General features: G+C 73.2%; 17 protein-coding genes. 12 read left to right on the top strand and 5 right to left on the bottom strand.

Going from position 1 to position 21217, the window contains the following annotated elements:
• Positions 1–129 precede the first annotated feature (129 nt).
• Complete coding sequence (locus tag ACSNN7_RS06890) at positions 130–2286, top strand: transglycosylase domain-containing protein (RefSeq protein ID WP_436679801.1); 2157 nt, start codon at positions 130–132, stop codon at positions 2284–2286.
• A gap of 54 nt (positions 2287–2340) precedes the next feature.
• Here the strand turns inward: ACSNN7_RS06890 and ACSNN7_RS06885 are convergent, their stop codons facing one another.
• A complete protein-coding gene (locus tag ACSNN7_RS06885; RefSeq protein WP_436679800.1) occupies positions 2341–2949 on the bottom strand; it encodes a dTMP kinase in 609 nt (202 codons plus the stop codon).
• A 121-nt stretch (positions 2950–3070) separates the two neighbouring features.
• Between ACSNN7_RS06885 and ACSNN7_RS06880 the strand changes: the two genes are divergently transcribed.
• From ACSNN7_RS06880 to ACSNN7_RS06870, 3 genes are read left to right on the top strand one after another with little or no spacing between them, the layout of a single operon-like run.
• Positions 3071–3640 carry a dihydrofolate reductase family protein gene (locus tag ACSNN7_RS06880; RefSeq protein ID WP_436679799.1) on the top strand — a complete coding sequence of 190 codons (570 nt, stop codon included), beginning with the start codon at positions 3071–3073 and terminating at the stop codon, positions 3638–3640.
• The gene (locus ACSNN7_RS06875; RefSeq protein ID WP_436679798.1) at positions 3637–4518 is read left to right on the top strand and encodes a TrmH family RNA methyltransferase; all 882 of its coding nucleotides are present in this window, start codon (positions 3637–3639) and stop codon (positions 4516–4518) included. The genes ACSNN7_RS06880 and ACSNN7_RS06875 overlap by 4 nt, the downstream gene beginning before the upstream one ends.
• Before the next feature lie 43 nt (positions 4519–4561).
• Entirely contained in the window at positions 4562–6313 is a 1752-nt protein-coding gene (locus ACSNN7_RS06870) for a PucR family transcriptional regulator (RefSeq protein WP_436679797.1), read from the top strand.
• Between the two features lie 115 nt (positions 6314–6428).
• Here ACSNN7_RS06870 and ACSNN7_RS06865 read toward each other — a convergent pair whose 3' ends face one another.
• On the bottom strand, positions 6429–7778 hold the full coding sequence (locus ACSNN7_RS06865; protein WP_436679796.1) for a hypothetical protein: 1350 nt from the start codon (positions 7776–7778) through the stop codon (positions 6429–6431).
• Positions 7779–7869: 91 nt separating this feature from the next.
• On the opposite strand from ACSNN7_RS06865, the gene murD reads away from it, so the two are divergent.
• Both murD and ACSNN7_RS06855 read left to right on the top strand, forming a co-directional pair.
• Positions 7870–9216, top strand: a complete 1347-nt coding sequence (gene murD / locus ACSNN7_RS06860) for a UDP-N-acetylmuramoyl-L-alanine--D-glutamate ligase (protein WP_436679795.1) — start codon at positions 7870–7872, stop codon at positions 9214–9216.
• Entirely contained in the window at positions 9213–9986 is a 774-nt protein-coding gene (locus tag ACSNN7_RS06855) for a poly-gamma-glutamate hydrolase family protein (protein WP_436679794.1), read from the top strand. Before murD ends, ACSNN7_RS06855 begins: the two co-directional genes overlap by 4 nt.
• A gap of 31 nt (positions 9987–10017) precedes the next feature.
• On the opposite strand, the gene ACSNN7_RS06850 is transcribed toward ACSNN7_RS06855, so the two are convergent.
• Positions 10018–10986 carry a hypothetical protein gene (locus ACSNN7_RS06850; RefSeq protein ID WP_436679793.1) on the bottom strand — a complete coding sequence of 323 codons (969 nt, stop codon included), beginning with the start codon at positions 10984–10986 and terminating at the stop codon, positions 10018–10020.
• A gap of 40 nt (positions 10987–11026) precedes the next feature.
• Here ACSNN7_RS06850 and ACSNN7_RS06845 point away from each other — a divergent pair, with 40 nt between their 5' ends.
• The 4 genes from ACSNN7_RS06845 to ACSNN7_RS06830 all read left to right on the top strand — a co-directional run bounded on the left by ACSNN7_RS06845 (position 11027) and on the right by ACSNN7_RS06830 (position 15904).
• Complete coding sequence (locus ACSNN7_RS06845; RefSeq protein WP_436679792.1) at positions 11027–11947, top strand: hypothetical protein; 921 nt, start codon at positions 11027–11029, stop codon at positions 11945–11947.
• A gap of 36 nt (positions 11948–11983) precedes the next feature.
• Positions 11984–12841, top strand: coding sequence for a hypothetical protein (locus ACSNN7_RS06840; protein ID WP_436679791.1), 858 nt, complete (start codon positions 11984–11986; stop codon positions 12839–12841).
• A 190-nt stretch (positions 12842–13031) separates the two neighbouring features.
• On the top strand, positions 13032–14339 hold the full coding sequence (locus ACSNN7_RS06835; protein ID WP_436679790.1) for an aspartate aminotransferase family protein: 1308 nt from the start codon (positions 13032–13034) through the stop codon (positions 14337–14339).
• Positions 14340–14395: 56 nt separating this feature from the next.
• Positions 14396–15904 carry a CoA-acylating methylmalonate-semialdehyde dehydrogenase gene (locus tag ACSNN7_RS06830; RefSeq protein ID WP_436679789.1) on the top strand — a complete coding sequence of 503 codons (1509 nt, stop codon included), beginning with the start codon at positions 14396–14398 and terminating at the stop codon, positions 15902–15904.
• On the opposite strand, the gene ACSNN7_RS06825 is transcribed toward ACSNN7_RS06830, so the two are convergent.
• Complete coding sequence (locus tag ACSNN7_RS06825; protein WP_436679788.1) at positions 15876–17315, bottom strand: acyltransferase family protein; 1440 nt, start codon at positions 17313–17315, stop codon at positions 15876–15878. The genes ACSNN7_RS06830 and ACSNN7_RS06825 overlap by 29 nt on opposite strands.
• A 196-nt stretch (positions 17316–17511) precedes the next feature.
• Between ACSNN7_RS06825 and ngcE the strand changes: the two genes are divergently transcribed.
• Both ngcE and ACSNN7_RS06815 read left to right on the top strand, forming a co-directional pair.
• Positions 17512–18927, top strand: a complete 1416-nt coding sequence (ngcE, locus tag ACSNN7_RS06820; protein WP_436679787.1) for an N-acetylglucosamine/diacetylchitobiose ABC transporter substrate-binding protein — start codon at positions 17512–17514, stop codon at positions 18925–18927.
• Between the two features lie 64 nt (positions 18928–18991).
• Positions 18992–19900 carry a carbohydrate ABC transporter permease gene (locus tag ACSNN7_RS06815; protein ID WP_436679786.1) on the top strand — a complete coding sequence of 303 codons (909 nt, stop codon included), beginning with the start codon at positions 18992–18994 and terminating at the stop codon, positions 19898–19900.
• On the opposite strand, the gene ACSNN7_RS06810 is transcribed toward ACSNN7_RS06815, so the two are convergent.
• Complete coding sequence (locus tag ACSNN7_RS06810; protein ID WP_436679785.1) at positions 19801–21129, bottom strand: RNA-guided endonuclease InsQ/TnpB family protein; 1329 nt, start codon at positions 21127–21129, stop codon at positions 19801–19803. The genes ACSNN7_RS06815 and ACSNN7_RS06810 overlap by 100 nt on opposite strands.
• Between the last annotated feature and the right edge of the window lie 88 nt (positions 21130–21217).

Raw genomic sequence — 21217 nt, 5'->3', positions numbered from 1 at the left:
GGGACGGCGGGGTGGAGTGGGGACGGGAGGGGCGTGGGACGGAGAGATGACCGGCAGCTCACCGTGAGTTAGCTGACAATCGCGTGCCGGGGTGGGCCTTGGCTGACCTCGGTGGCAATCCTGGACACCATGCCCCGACCCCGGTCGCCGCTGTCGCGGCTCTTCACCGTGCTGCTCGCCGGCCTGCTGGCCGGCCTCGTGCTCGCGGTCGCCGCGCTGCCGGGCAACCTGCTCGCCGGGGTCGCCGCCAAGGCGGCGCTCGGGGCGTACGGCGAGTTGCCGGCGGCGCTGCGCACGCCGGCCACCCCGCAGCGTTCCTACCTCTACGCCAACGACGGCACAACGCTGCTCACCACGTTCTACGACGTCAACCGCACCGACGTGCCGCTGGCCGAGATCGCCCCGGTGATGCGGCAGGCCATCGTGGCCGCCGAGGACCGGCGCTTCTACTCGCACGGCGGGGCCGACCTGCGCGGCCTGGCCCGCGCCGTGGTCGCCAACGTCACCGGCGGTGCGGCGCAGGGCGGCTCGACGCTGACCATGCAGTACGTCCGCAACGTGCTCAAGACCGACCCCGGCCGCACCGCCGAGCAGCGGCAGGCCGCCACCGAGCAGACCGTCGGGCGCAAGCTCCAGGAGATCCGGTACGCCACCGCGCTGGAGGACACGCTCAGCAAGGACGAGATCCTCAACCGCTACCTGAACATCGCGTACTTCGGCTCCGGGGCGTACGGCATCGCGGCGGCCAGCCAGCGCTACTTCGGCAAGGCGCCGGCCGGCCTGACCCTCGGCGAGGCCGCCCTGCTCGCCGGCCTGGTCCAGTCCCCCGACGAGTACAGCCCGATCGACGGGGACGCCGACGCGGCGCTGGCCCGGCGCGGGTACGTGCTCGACGCGATGGTCGACACCGGCGTGATCAGCGAGGCCCGGGCCGCGCAGGCGCGGGCCGAGAAGCTGACGCTGAAGCCCACCGCCCAGCCCAACGGCTGTGCGGCGACCCGGACCGGCGACGCCGGCTTCTTCTGCGACTACCTGCGCCGCTGGTGGCTGGAGCAGCCCGCGTTCGGCGCCACCGCCGAGGAGCGGGAGCAGGCGTTGCGCCGGGGCGGCTACCGGGTGGTCACCTCGCTCGACCCGAAGGTGCAGGCCACCGCGGCCGCTCAGGCCCGCAAGGTGTACGCCGACGACGACGCGCGGGCGCTGCCGATCGCCGCGGTCGAGCCGGGCACCGGCCGGGTGCTGGCGATGGCGGTCAACCGGCAGTACGGCGTGGCCGAGAAGCAGACGGTCAACCCGCTGATCTCCGGCGGTGGCAGCGTCGAGGGCTACCAGGCGGGCTCGACGTTCAAGCTCTTCACCATGCTCGCCGCGCTGGAGGCCGGCAAGCCCCTGGCGACCGGCTTCGACGCCCCCAGCCGCCTGCCCACCCGGTACGCCGCCGAGGGGGAGGCCAGCTGCGACGGCAGGTGGTGCCCGGCCAACGCCAACCCGGAGCGGATGGACGGCTACCGGATGATGTGGGACGGCTTCGGCCGCTCCGTGAACACCTACTTCGTCTGGCTGGCCGAGCAGGTCGGCCAGGACAAGGTGGTGGAGATGGCCCAGCGTCTCGGCATCACCTTCCGGGCCGAGGCCGACGCCGCCTTCGCCGCCGACAACGCCGCCAACTGGGGTGCGTTCACCCTGGGCGTGGCCGCCACCACCCCGCTCGACCTGGCCAACGCGTACGCCACCGTGGCGGCCGAGGGGACGTACTGCGCCCCGACCCCGGTGGTGTCGGTGACCGCGCCGGACGGCACGAAGGTGCCGGTCGGCCAGCCCTCCTGCAAGCGCGTGCTGGAGGCCGACGTGGCCCGGGCCGCCACCGACGCCGCCCGCTGCCCGGTCGGTCAGCAGTCCGCGTACGGGCAGTGCAACGGCGGTACGGCCGGCGGGGTGGACCGGATCGTGGGCCGGCCGGTCGCCGGCAAGACCGGTAGCTCCGAGCAGAACGCCACCGAGACCTTCGTCGGGTTCACCCCGCAGGTGGCGGTCGCCGGCATCGCCGCCAACCCGGACGACCCGAGCGACGCGGTCGGTGGCGCGGTGCAGACGAAGGTGATCGACGCGGTCGCCCGGATCATCCGTGCCGCGGTCGACGGTCAGCCGGTCCGTGACTTCACCGCGCCGAGCCGCGAGCTGGCCGGCAACCCGCAGCGCCCCGAGCCGCCGCGGCCCTCGCCCCGGGAACGGGAGCGGGAGATCCCCTCCGACATCCTGCGCTGGCTGCAGGAACGCCGCAGCTGACCCGCCGAGATCGTGGACGGTTGCCGTCCCGTCCGGACGGCAACTGTCCACGATTCACCTCGTCGGGCTGACCAGCGGCCGGACCAGGCGGTCGAGGGCGGCGGCCACCGCCGCCGGGTCGGCCTCGCCGTCGAGCAGCCGGAACCCGGCGAACTCCGGCAGCGCCCGGTAGGCGGCGTCCAGCGCGCTCAGGTGGCCCAGCTCCTCGGTGTCGATGCCCCGCTCGTGCACCCGCCGCTGCGCCAGCGCCGGTGACACCGCCAGGAAACAGACCAGATCGGGGCGGGGGAAGAGCGCGTACGCCGCCCGGACCAGCCGAACGCCACGGTCCCCGCGAGCGCGCATGATCACGTACTGGCACCAGGTCCAGCGGTCCATCACGCCGACCCGCCCGGTCAGCCGGACCCCGGCGAGCGCCCGGGTCACGGCCAGCCAGCGCACCGCCGACTCCAGCGCCGGGTAGCAGCGCCGGCCGAACAGGTGCACGCCGTCGCGCCGGCCAAGCCGGCGGGCCAGCGCGTTCCACAGCGGCCGGCCGCCGGCGTTCTCGAAGTACGTCGCCGGGACACCGTGCTCGGTGAGCCGCCGGGCCAGCGCCCGGGCCTGCGTCGACTTGCCGGAGCCGTCGACGCCGAGCAGCGCGATGATCACGGGACGGGCCATGCTCCGGCACGCTAGCCGGGCCGGGCAAGAAATTCTGCGCCGAGGTGTCGGAAACCGTCGTCCCGCTCCGATCCACCGGTGAGAGCGCCCACCGCAGGCGCCCCGAGCGTGAGGAGAGGTCATGCGCAAGGTCATCTACTGGGTCCACCAGTCCCTCGACGGCTTCATCGAGGGCCCGAACGGCGAGTTCGACTGGCCGTCCATGGGGCCGGAGCTGTCCGCGTACTCCCTGGAGCTGACCGACCGGGTCGGTGCCTTCGCCTACGGACGCAAGGTCTGGGAGATGATGTCCTGGTACTGGCCGCGCGCCGAGTCGATGTCGACGGATCCGCACGACCTGGCCTTCGCCCCGGTCTGGCGGCGGACCCCGAAGGTCGTCGTCTCCCGGACGCTGACCGAGGCCGAGTGGGACGCGCAGGTGATCGGCGGCGACGACCTCGCCAAGGAGATGACCGCCCTCAAGGAGCAGCCCGGCGGCGATCTGCTGCTCACCGGCGGCTCCGGCGCCGCCGCCGCGCTGACCGCGCTCGGCCTGATCGACGAGTACCAGGTGATCGTGCACCCGGTCGTGCTCGGCGGCGGCCGGCCCGTCTTCCCCGGCGGCGCGGAGCGGTTCGACCTGCGGCCGGCCGGGTCGCGCGTCTTCGACGGCCGGAGCGTGCTGCTGCGCTACGAGCGTGCGGCGGGGTGAGCGTGGCCCGGGTCGCCCCGCCGACCCGCCCCGGCCGCCGCGCGCCGGGCACCCGGCAGAATCGTCGCGTGCCCGTCCACCAGATCACCGACCCCGACGACGACCGGATCGCCGACTACCGCGCGTTGACCGACGTCGAGCTGCGTACCCGCTGGGAGCCCCCGCACGGGCTCTTCATCGCCGAGGGGGAGCTGGTGCTGCGGCGGGCGTTGCGCGCCGGCTACCCCGCCCGGTCATACCTGGTCGACGCCAAGCGCGCCGACCAGCTCGCCGACCTCGACACCGGCGACGCGCCGGTCTACGCCGCCACCCCGGACGTGCTCCAGCGGGCCACCGGCTTCCACGTGCACCGCGGCGTGCTCGCCTCGTTCCGCCGCAAGCCGCTGCCGGCCGCCGCCGAGGTGCTGGCCACCGCCCGCCGGGTGGTGATCCTCGAAGACGTGAACAACCATACGAACTTGGGCGCGATCTTCCGGGCGGTGGCCGGGCTCGGGGTGGACGCGGTGCTGCTCTCCCCGACCTGCGCCGACCCGCTCTACCGGCGCAGCGTACGGGTGAGCATGGGCGAGGTCTTCGCCGTCCCGTACGCGAAGCTGGAGCCCTGGCCGGACGCGCTCGCCGAGGTCCGCGCGGCCGGCTTCACCGTGCTGGCGATGACCCCGGCCCCGGACGCGGTGCCGATCCAGCGTCTCGACGCCGCCCAGCGGGCCCGCGCCGCGTTGCTGCTCGGCGCGGAGGGCGCCGGGCTGACCCGGGCCGCGATGGACGCCAGCGACGCCCGGGTGGTCATCCCGATGCGCCGGGGCGTCGACTCGCTCAACGTGGCCGCGGCGACCGCGGTGGCCTGCTGGGAGCTGGGGCGCGACGACCCGCTCTGACCGCCGGGACGGCCTCTCGTCGGGCCGGGTCACGGACGGTAGCGTGTCGCCCGTGTTCCCTACCGTGCGTGAGGTGCTGGCGCTGGACCCGGTCCGCCACGGCGCGCCGCGCCTGGTCGCCGGGGACGCCGGTTTGGACGCGCCCGTGCGCTGGGTGCACGTCGCCGAGGTGCCGGACATCGCCACCCTGCTCGGCGGGGGCGAGCTGGTACTGACCACCGGCATCGGGCTGCCCGCCGACGACGCGGGCCTGCGCGCCTTCATCGGCGACCTGGCCGACGTGGGCGTCTCCGGGCTGGTGGTGGAGCTGGGCCGCCGGTACGTCAGCGGGGTGCCCCGGGTGATGGCCGCCGCCGCCGAGCGGCGCGGGCTGCCCCTGGTCGAGCTGCGCCGGGCGACGCCGTTCGTACGGATCACCGAGGCGGTGCACGCGCTGATCGTGGACGCCCAGCTCACCGAGCTGCGGGCCACGGAGGAGATCCACCAGCGGTTCACCGAGCTGTCGGTCGAGGGCGCCGGCCCGGCCGAGGTGGTGCGGCAGGCCGCCGAGCTGGCCGGCTGCCCGGTGGTGCTGGAGAACCTGTCCCGGCAGGTCCTCGCCTACGACGCGGCGGGGGAGAGCGCCGAGCTGTTGCTGGACGGCTGGGAGCAGCATTCCCGGCGGATCCGTCCCGCCGGGCGGACCGCGTACGACTCCGACAGCGGCTGGTTGGTGACCACGGTCGGCGCGCGGGGGCAGGACTGGGGGCGGCTGCTGCTGCGCTGGCCCGGCGGGGGAGAGCTGGCCGGCGGGGCCACGGCCGGTGGGCGGGCGGCGGGCGCCCCGCCGACCCGGCTGACGATCCTCGTGGAGCGGGCCGCGTCCACGCTGGCGCTGGGCCGGCTCATCCGGCGCGACGCCGAGGGCCTGGAGCGGCAGATCCACCGGACCCTGCTCACCGCCCTGCTCGACCACTCCCGCCCGGTGGACGAGGTGGCGCTGCGGGCGCGGGCGCTCGGCGTGACGCTGGAGCGCCGGCACCTGGTCGGGGTGGTGGTCCGGCACCGCCTCGACGACCCGGCCGCCGAGGGCGCGTCGGGGGAGAGCGGGCTGTCGGCGGACGCGGCCCCGGAGGCCGGTCCGGCGCGGCTGCGGGATCTCGCCGAGGCGGTCGGGCAGGCGTTGCGGGAGGCGAAGCTGACCGGGCTGAGCAGCGCGGTCGACGACCAGGCGGTGGGCGCGCTGCTCGCCCTGCCCGACGCGGCCGGGGAGGAACGGGCGCTGACCGCGTTCGCCACCGCCCTGCGCCGGATCCGGCTCGACGCCGCCCCGGCCCGTGCCGCGGTGGCCGGTGGCGTGGGGCCGGACGCGGTGATCGTCGCCGCCGGTTCCGGGGTGGGCGGCCTGCGGGAGGCCCGGCGTTCGCTGATCGAGGCCCGGCAGATCGCCGACGCGGCCCGTCGCGACCGCCGCGACCTGCCCATCTTCCGGCTACCCCACGTCGGGCTGGCCGGACTGCTGCACCTGCTGCGCGACGAGCCCCGGGTGCAGACCTTCGTCGAGCGGGAACTGGGCGCGCTGCTCGCCCACGACGCCCGGCACCCCCGCGACCAACTGCTCGGCACGCTGCGGGCGTACCTGGAACAGGGGCGCAACAAGTCGGCGGCGGCCGCGGCGGCGCACCTGTCCCGGCCGGCGTTCTACGAGCGGCTGGCCCGCATCGCCCGCATCCTCGACGTCGACCTGGACTCGGTCGAGGCCTGCCTCTCCCTCCACGTCGCCCTGCTAGCCCTCGACGCCATCCGCACCCCCTGACCGGCCCCCGCCCGCGATGCGGTGATCATGAAGTTAGCGGGGCGGTTCGCCCGTTCTGTCCCCGCTAACTTCATGATCAACCAGGCGGGACATGGTCGGCCAGGTGGGGGCCGGGTCAGGTGAGGGCGGTGAGGGTTTTGGCGTAGGGGGTGGGGACGAAGTTGGGGCCGCCGGGGGTGAAGACGTCCGAGTTCGCCGCGGCGGACCAGGCGGTCTCCGGGACGGCGTCGGCCAGGGCGCGGACGACCGGGGCGTCGCGCCACTGGTCCTGCTCGGCCAGCAGGCTCAGCGCCACCACGGACTCCTCCACCTCGCCGACGCACTCGAACGGCTTGTGCCCGTCCACTCCGAGCAGCTCCCGGTAGCCGGGAATCTGGCTCTCGTCGGCCAGCAGGTCGCCGCCGAAGATGTGCACCACCCGCTCACGCGGCATGAACGGCGCCATGGCCAGGAAGACGAACCGGCACTTCGGGCAGTCCCGGCACCAGCGCTCGCTCGCGTCGCGCAGCTTGAACGCGGCGTTGCAGCTGGTCACCACCGCGTCGTACCGGTCGATGCCGGCGAAGAGCCGGGCGATGTGCAGCTCCGACAGCGAGCGCAGCAGCGAGAAGTACGGCTCGGTGAGACCGGCGTGCTCGGCCAGCGCCGCCCGCAGCAGCCCCTCCGCCTCGACGCCCTTGGACCACTGGTGGTTGATCTCGTGACCGTTCCAGATCAGGTTCGGGTCGGACGCGGAGCGCTCGTTGGACATCACCACCGGCCCGAGCCCGTGCAGCACGGCGGTGGCGACCGCGATCAGCGAGTTGATCGCGGTGACCGGGATGTGGCCGTTGAGGGCGCCGGCCGCGTTGAGGTCGAACAGCACCGGGTCGATCCGCCGGCGGGCGGCCAGCGGGGCGAGGCCGGACGCCTCGTTCACCGAGACGATCACGTGGTTCGGGTTGACCGAGAACGGCACCGGGTCGAAGCCGGCCCGGCGCAGCGCCTCCAGGCTGACGATGGAGTCCTTGCCGCCGCCGACCGCCGAGAGCGGACGCCGGTCGGAGTCGTCGTACTCGCGGGCCGGGGAGACGGTGCCGGAGGGCACCTCGGGGCGCAGGTCGAGCACGTGCGGCAGCTGGTTGCGGTAGGCGTACTCGGCCAGGCCCTTGGTGTAGACGGCGGTGACCAGCTCGGCGGCGGCCGGGCCCAGCGGCGCCGGCAGCACCAGCCGGCGCGGCGCGGCGGCCTTGTAGTAGCTGACGCCGGCGACCACGTGCAGCAACTCCAGGACCCGGCCCAGGGTGGCGACGGTCTCGTCCGACGGTGGGCCGGCGGGCAGCGGCAGCGTGATCACCTCGGTGAACCGCTGCTCACCGTCGGGGCCGGTCAGCTTGTAGTCGAACAACGCCTCACCGGTGGCGAGGTCGATCGAGTAGGACGGGAAGGTGAAGGCGTCCATCCGCCGGAGCTGCTCGTTGGGCACACGCCATACTAGGCCCTGGTTCGTCCGGCCGTGTCCGGCTGCGCGGACCGTGCTCCGTGCCACGCCGTCGAGATCCCCGAGGAGAGAGCCCGTGCGCCTGTCTGACCTGCGCGGACGTACCGTCGCCGTCTGGGGGGCCGGCCGTGAGGGCCGGGCCGCCGTGACCGCCATCGCCGCGCACGGCCCCGCCGACCTGGTCGCCGTGGACGACAGCGCCAACTTCCTCACCCTGCCCTGGGAGGGGCCGCTCGCCGAGGCCGCGCCCCTGGTCACCGGAGAGGCGGGCTTCGACCGGCTGGCCGCCGCCGACGTCGTGGTCCGCTCCCCGGGCGTGCCGAACACCCACCCCTGGATGGTCCAGCTGCGCGCCCGGGCGGCCACCATCACCCAGGGCACCGCGCTCTGGATGGCCGACCACGCGGACCGGACCGTCGGGGTCACCGGGAGCAAGGGCAAGAGCACCACCTCCAGCCTGATCAGCCACCTGCTCGCCGCGGTCGACCGGCCCAACGTCTTCGGCGGCAACATCGGGGTGCCCACCCTCGACCTGCCCGAGGCCGACCTGTACGTGCTGGAGCTCTCCAGCTACCAGTGCAGCGACCTGACCGACTCGCCCCGGATCGCCGTGGTCACCGCGCTCTTCCCCGAGCACCTCGACGCGCACGGCGGCGAGGCCGAGTACTACCGGGACAAGCTCAACCTGCTGGCGTACGGCCCGCGGACCGTGGTGGTCAACGGCGCCGACCCGCGGCTCGCCCTCGAACTGGGTGACCGGGCCGCCGTGCGCGCCGGCCGGCCGGACACCGCCCACGTGGCGAGCGGCCCCGACGGCACGCCCTGGTTCCACCTGGCCGACCAGCCGCTCTTCCCGCGCGCCGTGCTGCCGCTGGTCGGCCGGCACAACGAGGGCAACCTCTGCGTGGCGCTGGCCGTGCTCGACGCGCTCGGGGTGGACGTGGTGGCCCGCAAGGACACCCTGGCCGTGGCGGTCGCCGAGTTCCAGGGCCTGGCCCACCGGCTGACCGAGATCGCCGACCCGTCCGGGCTCACCTTCGTCGACGACACCCTCGCCACCAGCCCGTACGCGGCCATGCACGCGATCGACGCGTACGAGGGGCGGCCGTTGACGGTGATCGTCGGCGGCGCCGACCGGGGCCTGGACTACAGCCCGCTCGCCGAGCACCTGGCCGAGCGGGAGATCACCGTGATCGGCATCCCGGACAGCGGCCCGCGCATCGTCGAGGCGCTGGCCGGGCTGCCGGGGGTGCGTACCGAGACGGCCGAGGACCTGGTCGCGGCGGTGGGGCTGTCCCGCAAGCTCACCCCGGCCGGCGGGGTGGTCCTGCTCTCGCCGGCCGCGCCCAGCTACGGGCGGTTCCGCAACTTCGAGCACCGCTCCGAGGTGTTCGCCCAGGCGGTCGCCGACACCGCGCCGTGACCGCCGCCGGAGCCGGGGACCCCGCCGGTCGCCGTCCGCGCCGCGCGCACCCCACCGACCGGTACGGCTCCAACACCGAGCTGTACGCCGCCCCGGGCCTGGCCGAAGGCACCGAGTACGCGCTGCGCTGCTGCCATCGGTGCGCCCCCGGCGACCGCCCCGCCTGCCCGACGGGGCGGACGCAGACGGCGGTCCTCGCGCCGCACGGCGGCGGCATCGAGGCGGGCACGTCGGAGTTGTGCCTCGCGGTCGCCGGTCATCACCCAGCGACCCTGGAGCCCAGCACCGACGGCAAGGGGCTGCACCACTGGTGGATGTTCGAGGGGCTGCTCGGCGCCGGCAACGCCGCCCTGCACGTGACCTCGGTGAACTGCGACGACCCGTCGGCGGAGTCGATCTGCGCCGGGGTCCGCCACGCGGTCGCCCTGCACGGCTGCACGGCGGCGCAGGCCGGTGAGCCGGACGGGACCGCGGCGGTGGTGATCGGTGGGCTGGACGGCACGCTGCGGGACCTGCTGCGCCGGGAACTGGCGAAGGTCCCCGTCACCGTCGCCCGGCGGGCCAACGGCGCCATCGACGGCACCAGCCCGCGGAACATCTGCAACCGGACGTCGTCGGGGGCCGGCGCGCAGCTGGAGCTGACCACGCCGCTGCGTGAGGCGATGTTCGGCACCAACACCCCCGCCGGACGCCCGCACACCACCCGGCCGCTGTTCTGGGACTTCGTGTCCGCGACCCGGACGGCACTCGCGCTGCGCGCCGCCGCCTGACGGCCCCTGACCGAGCGGCCCCCGCGCCGAGTCAGCCCAGCGCCTCGTGCAGGGCCCGCATCGCCCGGATCGCCGAGCGGATCTCCTGGAGGTAGCGCCCCGGGGTGAGCGCCGGCTCGGGCAACCGGACCAGGTCGGGCAGGGCCGGGTCGACGCCGACGGTGTCGACCGTGCAGCCGTACGGCACCGCCAGGGTGCGCAGCGCGTCGCAATGCTGGAACGGCACGTAGATCGGCGCGGTCACCACCAGCAGCGCGTCGCCGGGGGAGAGCCGGACGTGCCCGGCCCAGAACCGCTGGGTGTCCGCGGTGTGCGCCCGCCGCCGCTCCGGCTCGCTGGACGGGGCGGCGAGCACCCGCACCGGCGGCAGCCCGTCCGGCCGGTAGGTCCGCGAGGACCAGGAGTGGTGCGGGTGGCCGGCGTCGTGCCCGTCCTGCTCGCTCGGTGCGGTCACCTCGAACACCGACCGGACCGCCGCGTCGAGCGCGCCGACCTCGGTGTCGGCCGTGATCCCCACCCCGGCCAGCATGGCCTGCTCCACCTCGGACAGCGGCCGGAAGCTGCCGAGCACGGCCACCTCCCCGGCCACCGCCGGTCCGTGCCGTACCAGATGGGCCGCGTACGCGACGCGCCGCAGGCAGGCGTGCGCCAGCCCGCCCAGGACCACCAGGTGGGCGTACCGGGGGTGGGCCGGCGACACCGGGCGGACCAGGCCGAGCGCCTCGGCGGTGGCGAGCACCAGCGCGGCGGTGGCGGGGTCGAGGTCCGGTTCCCGCGCCTCGGGGCGTTCCCGCCCGCCTCGGAAGTCCCAGTGCCGGGCGGAGAAGTCGTCCAGCCCGGCCAGCACCGCCGCCAGGTCGCCGGTCGGCCACTCGCCACCGAAGTGCGCGACCAGCGCGCGCAGCGGCGGGGCCTGCACCCAGGCATGCAGCCCCCGGGCGAGCTGCGGGGGCGACGCGTCGGCCGGGCAGTTCGGCAGCGCCACGTCCGCGATCCGCACCACCGGATCGTACCGGCGGCCGTGGCCACGAGGGGCCCTTGTGGATCGGCACTACGCTGGGCGCACCCACGAGATCGAGGGGCTGCCGATGACTGGCGACGTGCTCCGCCGACGTTCCACCGGGCGTACCCGGCCGGCCGGTGGACTGGTCCGGCTGGCGGCGCACACCGACCCGGTGGCGCTGATCGGCATCACCCTGTCGATCGCGCTCTCCGTCACGCTCGACCTCACCAACGCCGCCAGCGGCGTCGAGTCGCTGCTGGCCGGGCTGATGGGCATCACCATCTCGCTGCTGGTGGACTCGCTGGCCCGCGCGGAGCGCCGGTTCCACCTGCGTACCCTGCTGGACGGCCCGTCCTGGTTGGTGCAGAGCACGCCGCAGCTGGTCAGCGCGGTGCGCGAGGCGGCCGAGCGGCACCCGGACACCCGGATCGCGGCGCGGGCGCAGCACCGCTACGAGCAGTTCCGCATCGAGGCCGAACAGCTCGCCGCGGGGCGGATCGTCCGGCCGGGCGACGACGACGAGGACCTGATCGAAGCCACCCGGGACTGCGCCCGGCGGCTCGACGGGCTGACCAACCTGGCGCCGCGGGCCAGCGGCGAGCTGAGCTGGTGGCGCAGCGAGATCGGGCGGCGCTACTGGGAGGCGAACCTGGCGGCCCTGGCACGCGGGGTGCGGATCACCCGGGTCTTCGTCTACGCCACCCTCTCCGACGAGCTGACCGAGCTGGTCGAGAGGCAGCGCCGGGCCGGGGTGCGGGTGGGCCTGCTGCCGCTGGGTGCCCTCAGCCCGCACCTGCACGTCAACCTGGCGCTCTGGGACGGCACGAGCTGCTGGGAGGCCAGGATGAGCGCGCACGGGGAGATCACCGAGAACCAGTTCTCGGTGAACCGGGCGGACGTCGACCGGCTCACCCGGGTGTTCGACCAGTGCGCGAGCGTCGCCACCTTCCAGGACTGACCGCCCCGGCGGGCGGTGGAGGGGAGCCGGCCGGCCATGACGTTCAGCGCCGTGATCCTGGTGACCGCCGTGGTCTGGGCGGTCAGCGTCATCCGATCGGTACGGCTGCGGGCGTTCGTCTACAGCCTGCCGCTGCCGATGACGCTGGCCCTGGTCACCACGGATCACCGGGTCGACGGCGCCCAGCTGCTCGGCGTGCTCGGCCTCAACCTCTTCTTCGCCACCGTGGCGCTGACCCACCACCGGCTGCGCTGGCCGATTCTGCTGGCCGACCTGGCCGGGATCGCCGCCTACGTGGCGCTGAGCGCCGGCCTGCTGGCGATCCCGGTGCCGTTCGGTCCGGCCCTGGCCGGCACGGTGGCGCTCTGGCTGCTCGCCATGGTCGTGCTGCGCCGCCGCGCCCACGTCGCGGCTCCCGCGCCGCCTGCGTCACCGGCGCCGGCCGCGTCATCCGAGCCCGCCGCGCCGGCCGCGACCCGGCGGGACGGTCTCCCCGCCCCGGCCAAGCTGGCGGTGATCTTCGCCGGGGCGATGCTCACCGGGCTGCTCGGCCAGCTGCTGCGCGGGATGGTGGTCACCTTCCCCTACTCCGGCGTGCTGGTGGCCGTCGAGGCCCGCCGCGAGCTGGTCGACTTCAGCCGGCACTTCGCCCGCAACAGCCTCGCGCTGGTCGGCTTCCTCACCGCCTACCACCACCTGCAGGACGGGCCACCGGCCCTCGCCCTGGCCGGGGGCTGGGCCGCCTTCGCGCTGCTGGCCACCGCCCTTCACCTGCCGCGCCGGGTCCACCTCGGACGACCCGCCCCGCACCGCCAGGGCGGCGCGGAGCCTCCCGGGCCGGGACGCTGGGCCGGGGTCCGCTCAGGGCAGGGCGGAGCCCACGGTACGGAATGAGTCGCAGATCGGCCCGACTCACACCGGAAAGAGGCGCGAACACCACACCTGGCTCCGGAAATCGCACCGGACGGGTTGACACGCTGTCGGGCCGCCACCCCGGCTGCGCTACACAGTGACAGTTGTCCCTGTACCCGGGTGGTGGAAGCGTGCGAGGAACGCGAATCCGCCGCCGCTGAAGGGTGCGACGATGACCTCCGACGACCTGCTGGCCCGACACCGGGCCGTGCTCCCGTCCTGGATGCCGCTCTACTACGCCGAGCCGATCGAGCTGGTGTCCGGCTCGGGCCGCCGGGTGACCGACGCGCAGGGCCGCAGCTACCTGGACTTCTTCGGCGGCGTGCTGACCAACATGATCGGCTACGACATTCCGGAGATCCGCGAGGCGGTGCAGCGGCAGCTGAGCACCGGCATCGTGCACAGCTCGACGCTCTACCTGATCCGGCAGCAGGTGGAACTGGCCGAGAAGATCGCCCAGCTCTCCGGCATCCCGGACGCCCGGGTCTTCTTCACCAACTCCGGCACCGAGGCGAACGAGGCGGCCCTGCTGGTCGCCACCAACCACCGGCGCTCGCACCAGATCCTGGCGGTGCGCAACAGCTACCACGGCCGGTCGTACGCGGCGATGGGCGTCACCGGCAACCGGGGCTGGGCGGCGAGCGCGCTCAACCCGCTCCAGGTGGCCTGGCTGCACTCCGGCGAGCGGCTGCGCGGCCTGCTGGCCCGCCTCGACGAGTCCGACCGGATCGACGCGGCGGTGGAGGACCTGCGCGAGGTCCTCGCCACCCAGACCGCCGGGGACGTGGCCTGCCTGATCGCCGAGCCGATCCAGGGCGTGGGCGGCTTCGTCGCCCCGCCGGACGGGCTCTTCGCCGCCTGGAAGAAGGTCCTCGACGAGCACGGCATCCTGCTGATCTCCGACGAGGTGCAGACCGGCTGGGGGCGTACCGGCGAGCACTTCTGGGGCTACCAGGCGCACGGCGTCACCCCGGACCTGCTCACCTTCGCCAAGGGCATCGGCAACGGCTTCGCCCTCGCCGGCGTGGTCGGCCGGGCCGAGGTGCTGGAGTCGGTGCCGGCGATCAGCTTCTCCACCTTCGGCGGCAACCCGGTCTCCACCGCCGCCGGCAACGCGGTCCTGGACTACCTGCGCGACCATGACCTCCAGGCCAACGCGGCCCGCACCGGCGCGATCCTCGCCGACGGCCTGCGCGCCGCCGTGGCCGGCCTCGACTGCGTCGCCGAGGTACGCGGCAAGGGGCTGATGCTCGGCATCGAGTTCGTCCGGCCGGGCGGCACGGAGCCGGACCCGGCGCTGACCACCCGGGTCTTCGAGGCGTGCCGGGCCGGTGGGCTGCTCGCCGGCAAGGGCGGCCTGCACGGCAACGTGCTGCGGATGGGTCCGCCGCTGACGCTGACCGAGGACGAGGCCCGCGAGGGGCTGGCCATCCTGGTCGACGCGATCCGCTCCTGCGCGGCGGCGGAGGTGGCGGCGTGAGCGCGAGGAGTGAGCCGGTCCTGCGAGCCCCGCAGTCGCGAACGGAAGGTGGCCCGGTGACCGCGGCGGAGAACGGGACGCTCATCGGGCATTTCGTCGACGGCAAGCGGATCTCCGGCGGCTCCCAGCGGCGCGGGGACGTCTTCGATCCGGCCACTGGCCGGCGTACCGGGCAGGTGGAGCTGGCCTCCGCCGCGGACGTCGCGGTCGCGGTGGAGGCGGCCGAGCGCGCAGCGCGCAGCTGGCGCGACGCCTCGCTGGCGAAGCGCACGGCGGTGCTGTTCGCCTTCCGCGAGCTGGTCCACGCCCGCCGCGACCGGCTCGCCGAGGTGATCACGGCCGAGCACGGCAAGGTGCTCGCGGACGCCGCCGGGGAGGTGCAGCGCGGCCTGGAGGTGATTGAGTACGCCTGCGGCATCCCCGCGGCGCTGCGGGGCGGGTTCAGCGAGAACGTCTCCACCGAGGTCGACTCGTACAGCATCCGGCAGCCGCTGGGCGTGGTGGCGGTGATCTCGCCGTTCAACTTCCCGGTGATGGTGCCGCTGTGGTTCGTGCCGGTGGCGGTGGCCTGCGGCAACGCGGTGGTGCTCAAGCCGAGCGAGAAGGACCCGAGCGCGGCGCTGCTGCTGGCCGAGTGGTTCGTCGAGGCGGGCCTGCCCGACGGGGTGCTCAACGTGGTCAACGGCGACAAGGAGGCGGTCGACGCGCTGCTGGAGCACCCGGCGGTGCGGGCGGTCTCGTTCGTCGGCTCCACCCCGGTCGCCCGGTACGTGCACCAGCGCGGGTCGATGGCCGGCAAGCGGGTGCAGGCGCTCGGCGGGGCGAAGAACCACATGGTGGTGCTCCCGGACGCCGACCTGGACCTGGCCGCCGACGCGGCGGTCAACGCCGGCTTCGGCTCGGCGGGGGAGCGGTGCATGGCGATCTCGGCGCTGGTGGCGGTCGAGCCGGTGGCCGACGCCCTGGTGGCGAAGATCGCCGAACGGATGGCCGGGCTGCGCACCGGCGACGGGCGGCGCGGCTGCGACATGGGTCCGCTGGTCACCGCCGCGCACGCGGAGCGGGTCCGCTCCTACGTCGCGGCGGGCGTGGCGGCCGGGGCGGTGGCGGTCCTCGACGGCCGGGACGTCACCCCGGACGGGGAGTCCGGCGGCTTCTGGCTGGGCCCGACCCTGTTCGACCGGGTCACCCCGGACATGTCGATCTACACCGACGAGATCTTCGGCCCGGTGCTCGGCGTCGTCCGGGTGGGCTCGTACGACGAGGCGGTCGAGCTGGTCAACGCCAACCCGTACGGCAACGGCACCGCGATCTTCACCAACGACGGTGGTGCCGCCCGCCGCTACCAGCACGAGGTGGAGGTCGGCATGGTCGGGATCAACGTGCCGATCCCGGTGCCGATGGCGTACTACTCGTTCGGCGGGTGGAAGTCGTCGCTCTTCGGCGACCTGCACGCGCACGGCGAGGACGGGGTGCGCTTCTTCACCCGGGGCAAGGTGGTCACCAGCCGCTGGCTCGACCCGCGCCACGGCGGGGTCAACCTCGGCTTCCCCACCCAGACCTGAGCAGCCGCAGCACGCCCGCCCCGGCCAGGTACGCCACCAGCGCCGGGACGGGCATCCCCAGCGGTTCGGGCGCCGACTTCGGCGTCACCGCGTTGACCACCAGGGCGTAGACCACCGCGGCGAAGCCGGCGGCGACGAGGGCGGCGCGTGCGGTCGCCCACCCGCCGGCCCACCGCCGGCGGGCGTCGCCCGGCCCGTCGCTGCGGCGCCGCCGGTCCGTCCGGCGGCGCCCGGAGCGCGCCTCGACGGGGCCGAAGACGGCGACCAGGACGGCCAGCACCACGGCCAGCAGGAGCACCCAGGGCACCCGCCAGGCCAGCCAGGCCGCCGAGCCCGCCGGCGGCGTCGGCAGCAGTCCCACCGCGTCCAGGGCGCCGACCAGCAGCACCGCGGCGCTCAGGTGCCACAGGAAGATGGTGAGCACGACGGCGTTCACCGCGATCACCGCCTGCCACGGCCGGGGGCGGTGCAGCCATCGCTCGGCCGGGTCGCGCAGTAGCAGGATCAGCCCCACCTGAGCGGTGGTCAGGGTGAGCAGGGCCAGGCTGGGCGGCGCCGCGTTGTCCAGCCGCTCACCCGGCATGTTGAGCATCGCGACCGGGTACGGGCCGACGCCGGTCAGCAGCACCGTCGCGGCCAGCCCGCCCAGCAGTGCCGTCCAGCCCGCCCGGCGCGACAGCGGCAGGCGGCGCGACCGCACGCCGCCCGGTCGCCCTGGCCGGGCGGACCCGGGTGCGCGGGCGTCGGGCCGGTCCGGTCGCCGGGCCTCGTACCAGGCGAAGCCGAGCTGGTGGACGGCGAGCCAGCCGAAGAGGTAGTTCGGCAGCGCCAGTGCCGCCGGTCCCACCGCGCGCCCCACGTCACCGGCCGCGACCAGCACCGCCAGCACCAGCGGTACGGCCAGGCCGAAGCGCCGGTGCAGCGCGTACGTCAGCGGGGTCAGCGGCACCACCACGAGGTAGGCGGCGAGGAACCAGAGCGGGATGCTGGCGAACCAGACGACGGTGCGGACCATCGGCGCGTCGACGCCGGCCGCGCGGGCCACCACCGCCCCGGCGACGAGTACCAGCAGCAGCGCGGTGGTGGGCCGCAGCAGGCGGGCGCCCCGGTCCAGTAGCCAGCTCGTCGCGTCGCCGCCGCGGTCCCGGTGCCGGGTCAGCGAGGCCGCGTTGGCGAAGCCGCCGACCAGGAAGAAGATCGGCATCACCTGGGCCGGCCAGGTGAACGGATACAGCCAGGGCAGGTCGCCGAGCGCCGACCGCCCGGTGGGCTGGCCGGCGGCGTCGCGGCCGATCACGGCGACGGCCCAGTGGCCGAGGACGACCATCGTGATCGCCAGCGCGCGCAGCAGGTCGACGTAGCGTTCCCGGCCGGCCGGGGTGCGCTCGGCGAGCTGGCGCAGGCGGCGCATGGGACCAGGCTATGCCAGCCCGGGGACGGGCGGTGGTGATAACGGATCGGTCGCCGGGGGTTGAAGTCGTCGCGCTCCTGCCGTAGAAATTCTTCAGCAACAACGAGTGAACTGAAGAGAATCGACGAGCCTCGCGCGGCGGACGCCATCCCCCAATGCACCAGGCACCCGCCCGACCCGATCCGAGGAGAAGCTGATGAACAGGCGTGACATCCTGCGGCGTACCGCTGCCGCCGGCCTGCTGGCCACCCCCGCCGCCGGCCTGCTCGCCGGCTGCGCCACCGGCGGTGGCGACGACAAGGCCGACGGCGGCACCTACCAGGGCACCAAGAGCGCGCAGAACCCCCTGGGGGTCAAGGAGGACGCCCCGCTCGAGGTGGTGATCTTCAACGGCGGCTTCGGCGAGGAGTACGCCAAGGCCCACGAGGCCATGTACAAGGAGAAGTACCCGAAGGCCGAGGTCAAGCACTCGGCCACGCAGGAGATCAGCAAGACCCTCCAGCCGCGCTTCGTCGACGGCACCCCGCCGGACGTGGTCAACAACTCCGGGGCCGGCCAGATCGACTTCAACGGCCTGGTCTCGCAGAACGCCCTCGCCGACCTCAACGATCTGCTCGCCGCCCCGAGCCTCGACATCCCCGGCAAGACCGTCAAGGAGACCCTGCTGCCCGGCGCGGTCGAGGTCGGCTCGTACGACGGCCGGTTCCTGGTGTTCAACTACACCTACACCGTCTACGGCATCTGGCACTCCACCAAGCTCTTCGGCGAGCGCAACTGGGCGTACGCCAAGACCTGGGACGAGCACATCGCGCTCTGCAAGCAGATCAAGGCCGCCGGCATCGCCCCGTGGACGTACGCCGGCCTGCACCCCCGCTACATGAGCTGGCCGCTGATCTCGACCGCGATCAAGTTCGGCGGGCCCTCGGTCGCCACCGCGATCGACAACCTGGAGCCGAACGCGTGGAAGTCCGACGCGATGAAGGCCGCGGCCGACGCCTGGCACCAGATCGTGAAGGACAAGTACATCCTGGAAGGCTCGCCCGGCCTGGACCACAAGCAGGCGCAGACGGCCTGGTGCCAGGGCAAGGCCGCCTTCATTTCCTGCGGCTCCTGGCTGGAGAGCGAGCAGAAGGACGTCACCCCGGCCGGGTTCAACATGACCGTGCAGCCGACGCCCAGCCTGGGCAGCGGCGACAAGCTGCCGTTCGAGGCGGTCCGGGGCACCGCCGGCGAGCCGTTCATGGTGCCGGCGAAGGCGAAGAACGTGGCCGGCGGCCTGGAGTTCTTCCGGACCATGCTCTCCAAGAAGGGCGCGCAGGACTTCACGAAGAAGGTCTCCAGCCTCACCGTGGTCGCCGGCGCCGCCGAGGGCATCGAGCTGCCGTACGGGCTGGCCACCGTGGTCAAGGCGCTCGACGCGTCCGGCGCCAACGGCTTCAACTGGGTCTACAACAACTACTACCGCAAGCTGGAGCGCAACCTCGTCGACGCCGCGTGCGGCGAGTTCTTCAGCGGCCGGATCGGCCCGGCGGAGTTCCTCGACCAGTGCCAGAAGGGCGCCGACTCGATCGCCCAGGACAGCTCGGTCAAGAAGTACAAGCGCACCGCGTGACATCCCGGCCGATGGGGACGCACCGGCGTCCCCATCGGCCGCCCGCCGGGAGTTGGGGCCCACCGTGAAACATGGCAAGTACCCGCTGATCATCACCTTCCTGGTGCCGCCGGTGCTGCTCTACGTCGTCTTCGTCGTATCGCCGTACCTGCAGGCGTTCCAGATCTCCACCACCGACTGGCTCGGCTACTCCGCCGACGCCAACTCCGTGGGGCTGGCCAACTTCAAGGCGCTCTGGCGCGACGACTACGTCTGGAACGCGCTGAAGAACAACGTCGTCCTGTTGGCCCTGGTCCCGGTGCTGACCATCGTGCTCGGGCTCTTCTTCGCCACCATGCTCAACATGGGCGGGCGCAAGGGCCGCGCCGGCGTGACCGGGGTACGCGGCAGCGCGCTCTACCGCACCGTCTACTTCTTCCCCCAGGTGCTCTCGGTGGTGATCATCGCGCTGCTCTGGAAGGAGGTCTACCACCCCAACAAGGGCCTGCTGACCAGCGCGCTGCACGCGGTGGGGCTCGCCTCGCCGACCTGGCTCGGCGATCCGCGGACCGCCTTCTGGTGCGTGCTGGCCGTGATGGTCTGGAGCAACGTCGGCTTCTACGTGGTGCTCTTCGGCGCCGCGATGTCGGCGGTGCCGAAGGAGATCTACGAGGCGGTCATGCTCGACGGCGCGTCCCGGCTGACCACCCTGCGCCGGGTCACCCTGCCGCTGCTCTGGGACACCGTCCAGGTCGCCTGGGTCTACCTGGCCATCTTCGCCCTGGACGGCTTCATCCTGGTGCAGCTGATGACCAACGGCGGCCCCAACTTCTCCACCGACGTGATCGGCGTGCGGATGTACGACACGGCGTTCGGCAGCGAGACCAAGTTCGGCTACGCCTCGGCGATCGGCGTGGTGATGTTCTTCCTGACCCTGTCGGTCGCGGTGCTGTCCCTGCGCGCCGGCCGACGCGACCGAATCGAGTACTCTTGACCTCCCTCGCTGCCCCTTCGGGCATGAGGTCCGACGATTGCTCGTCCGGTTTCCTGCTTCGTCGGGTCGCGCCGTTGGCGCTGTTGCGACAACGGTCTTACCTTCCCTCCACAGGCGTTTTCCCTCTCCGCCAGCCCGGCGGCGAGGATGTTTCTGGCGGCATTCACATCCCGATCGTGGATAAGTCCACAGTCGCACGTCCAAAGACGGTCAGACAGACGCAGCGCATTGTTGATCGCTCCGCATGCCGAGCAGCGCCTCGACGACGGAAGCCACCGGTCGGTCGCGATCACCGTCCGTCCATACCAGCGGGCCTTGTACTCCAGCATGGAGCGCAAGCGGTACCAACCCGCGTCAGCGATCGCCCTCGCCAACGTGCGGTTTCGCATCATGTTGCGGATGCTGAGCGTCTCGACGACGACCGTTTGGTTCTCACGGATCAGTCGAGTTGTCAGCTTGTGCAGGTGGTCGTGGCGTCGATCGCTGATCCGGCAGTGGATCCTCGCTACCTTGACGCTGGCTTTTTCCCGGTTGCGGGAGCTGGCCACCTTGCGGGAGAGGAGGCGCTGTGCTCGGGCGAGCTTCCGCCGGTCCCGCCGTTCATGGCGGGGATTTTCCACCACCTCGCCCGTGGACAGCGTCGCGAGGGTGGTTATGCCGACGTCCACCCCAACGGCGCCGATGGCCTTCGGCAGCGTGTGAATTGTTGCGTCTTCGATCCGGAGGGACACGAACCAGCGTCCTGCTCTGTCCCGAGACACAATAACCGTGGAGGGTACCGCACCTGGCGGAAGTGGACGCGACCAGACGATGTTGAGCGGCTGCGGCATCTTGGCGAGCATCAGCCGCCCTTCTCGCCACGTGAAGGCGGAACGGGTGAAGATTGCCGTTGCCCGCGAACGGTGCTTGGACTTGAAGCGGGGGTATCGAGCCCTCTTGGCAAAGAACGCTGTAAAGGCCGAGTGGAGGTGTCGGATCGCTTGCTGAAGCGGGACGCAGGACACCTCGTTGAGGAACGCAAACTCCTCAGATTTCTTCCACTGCGTCAGCGCAGCAGAAGATTCGGCGTACGTGGTTCCTCTGCGCTGTGTCTTCCAGGTCGAACTGCGTTCCTGCAGGGCCTTGTTGTAGACCCATCGGACGCAGCCGAACGTGCGATTGAGCTGAGCGGCCTGTTCTGCCGTCGGAAAGAAGCGGTACTTGAACGTCCGCTTCACCACCTCCGTCATGGTCCGCATGCTATGGGTACGCTCCGACAATTTCCGTGGGGAGGTGGCGGCGTGGGCCTGCGCCGAGGAGCGTCGGGCCGATCTGCGC

It is taken from the genome of Micromonospora sp. URMC 105 (assembly GCF_051386295.1).
GTDB lineage: Bacteria > Actinomycetota > Actinomycetes > Mycobacteriales > Micromonosporaceae > Micromonospora.
The sequence above is the reverse complement of the archived record's forward strand: the minus strand, read 5'-3'. Positions and strand labels throughout refer to the sequence as shown.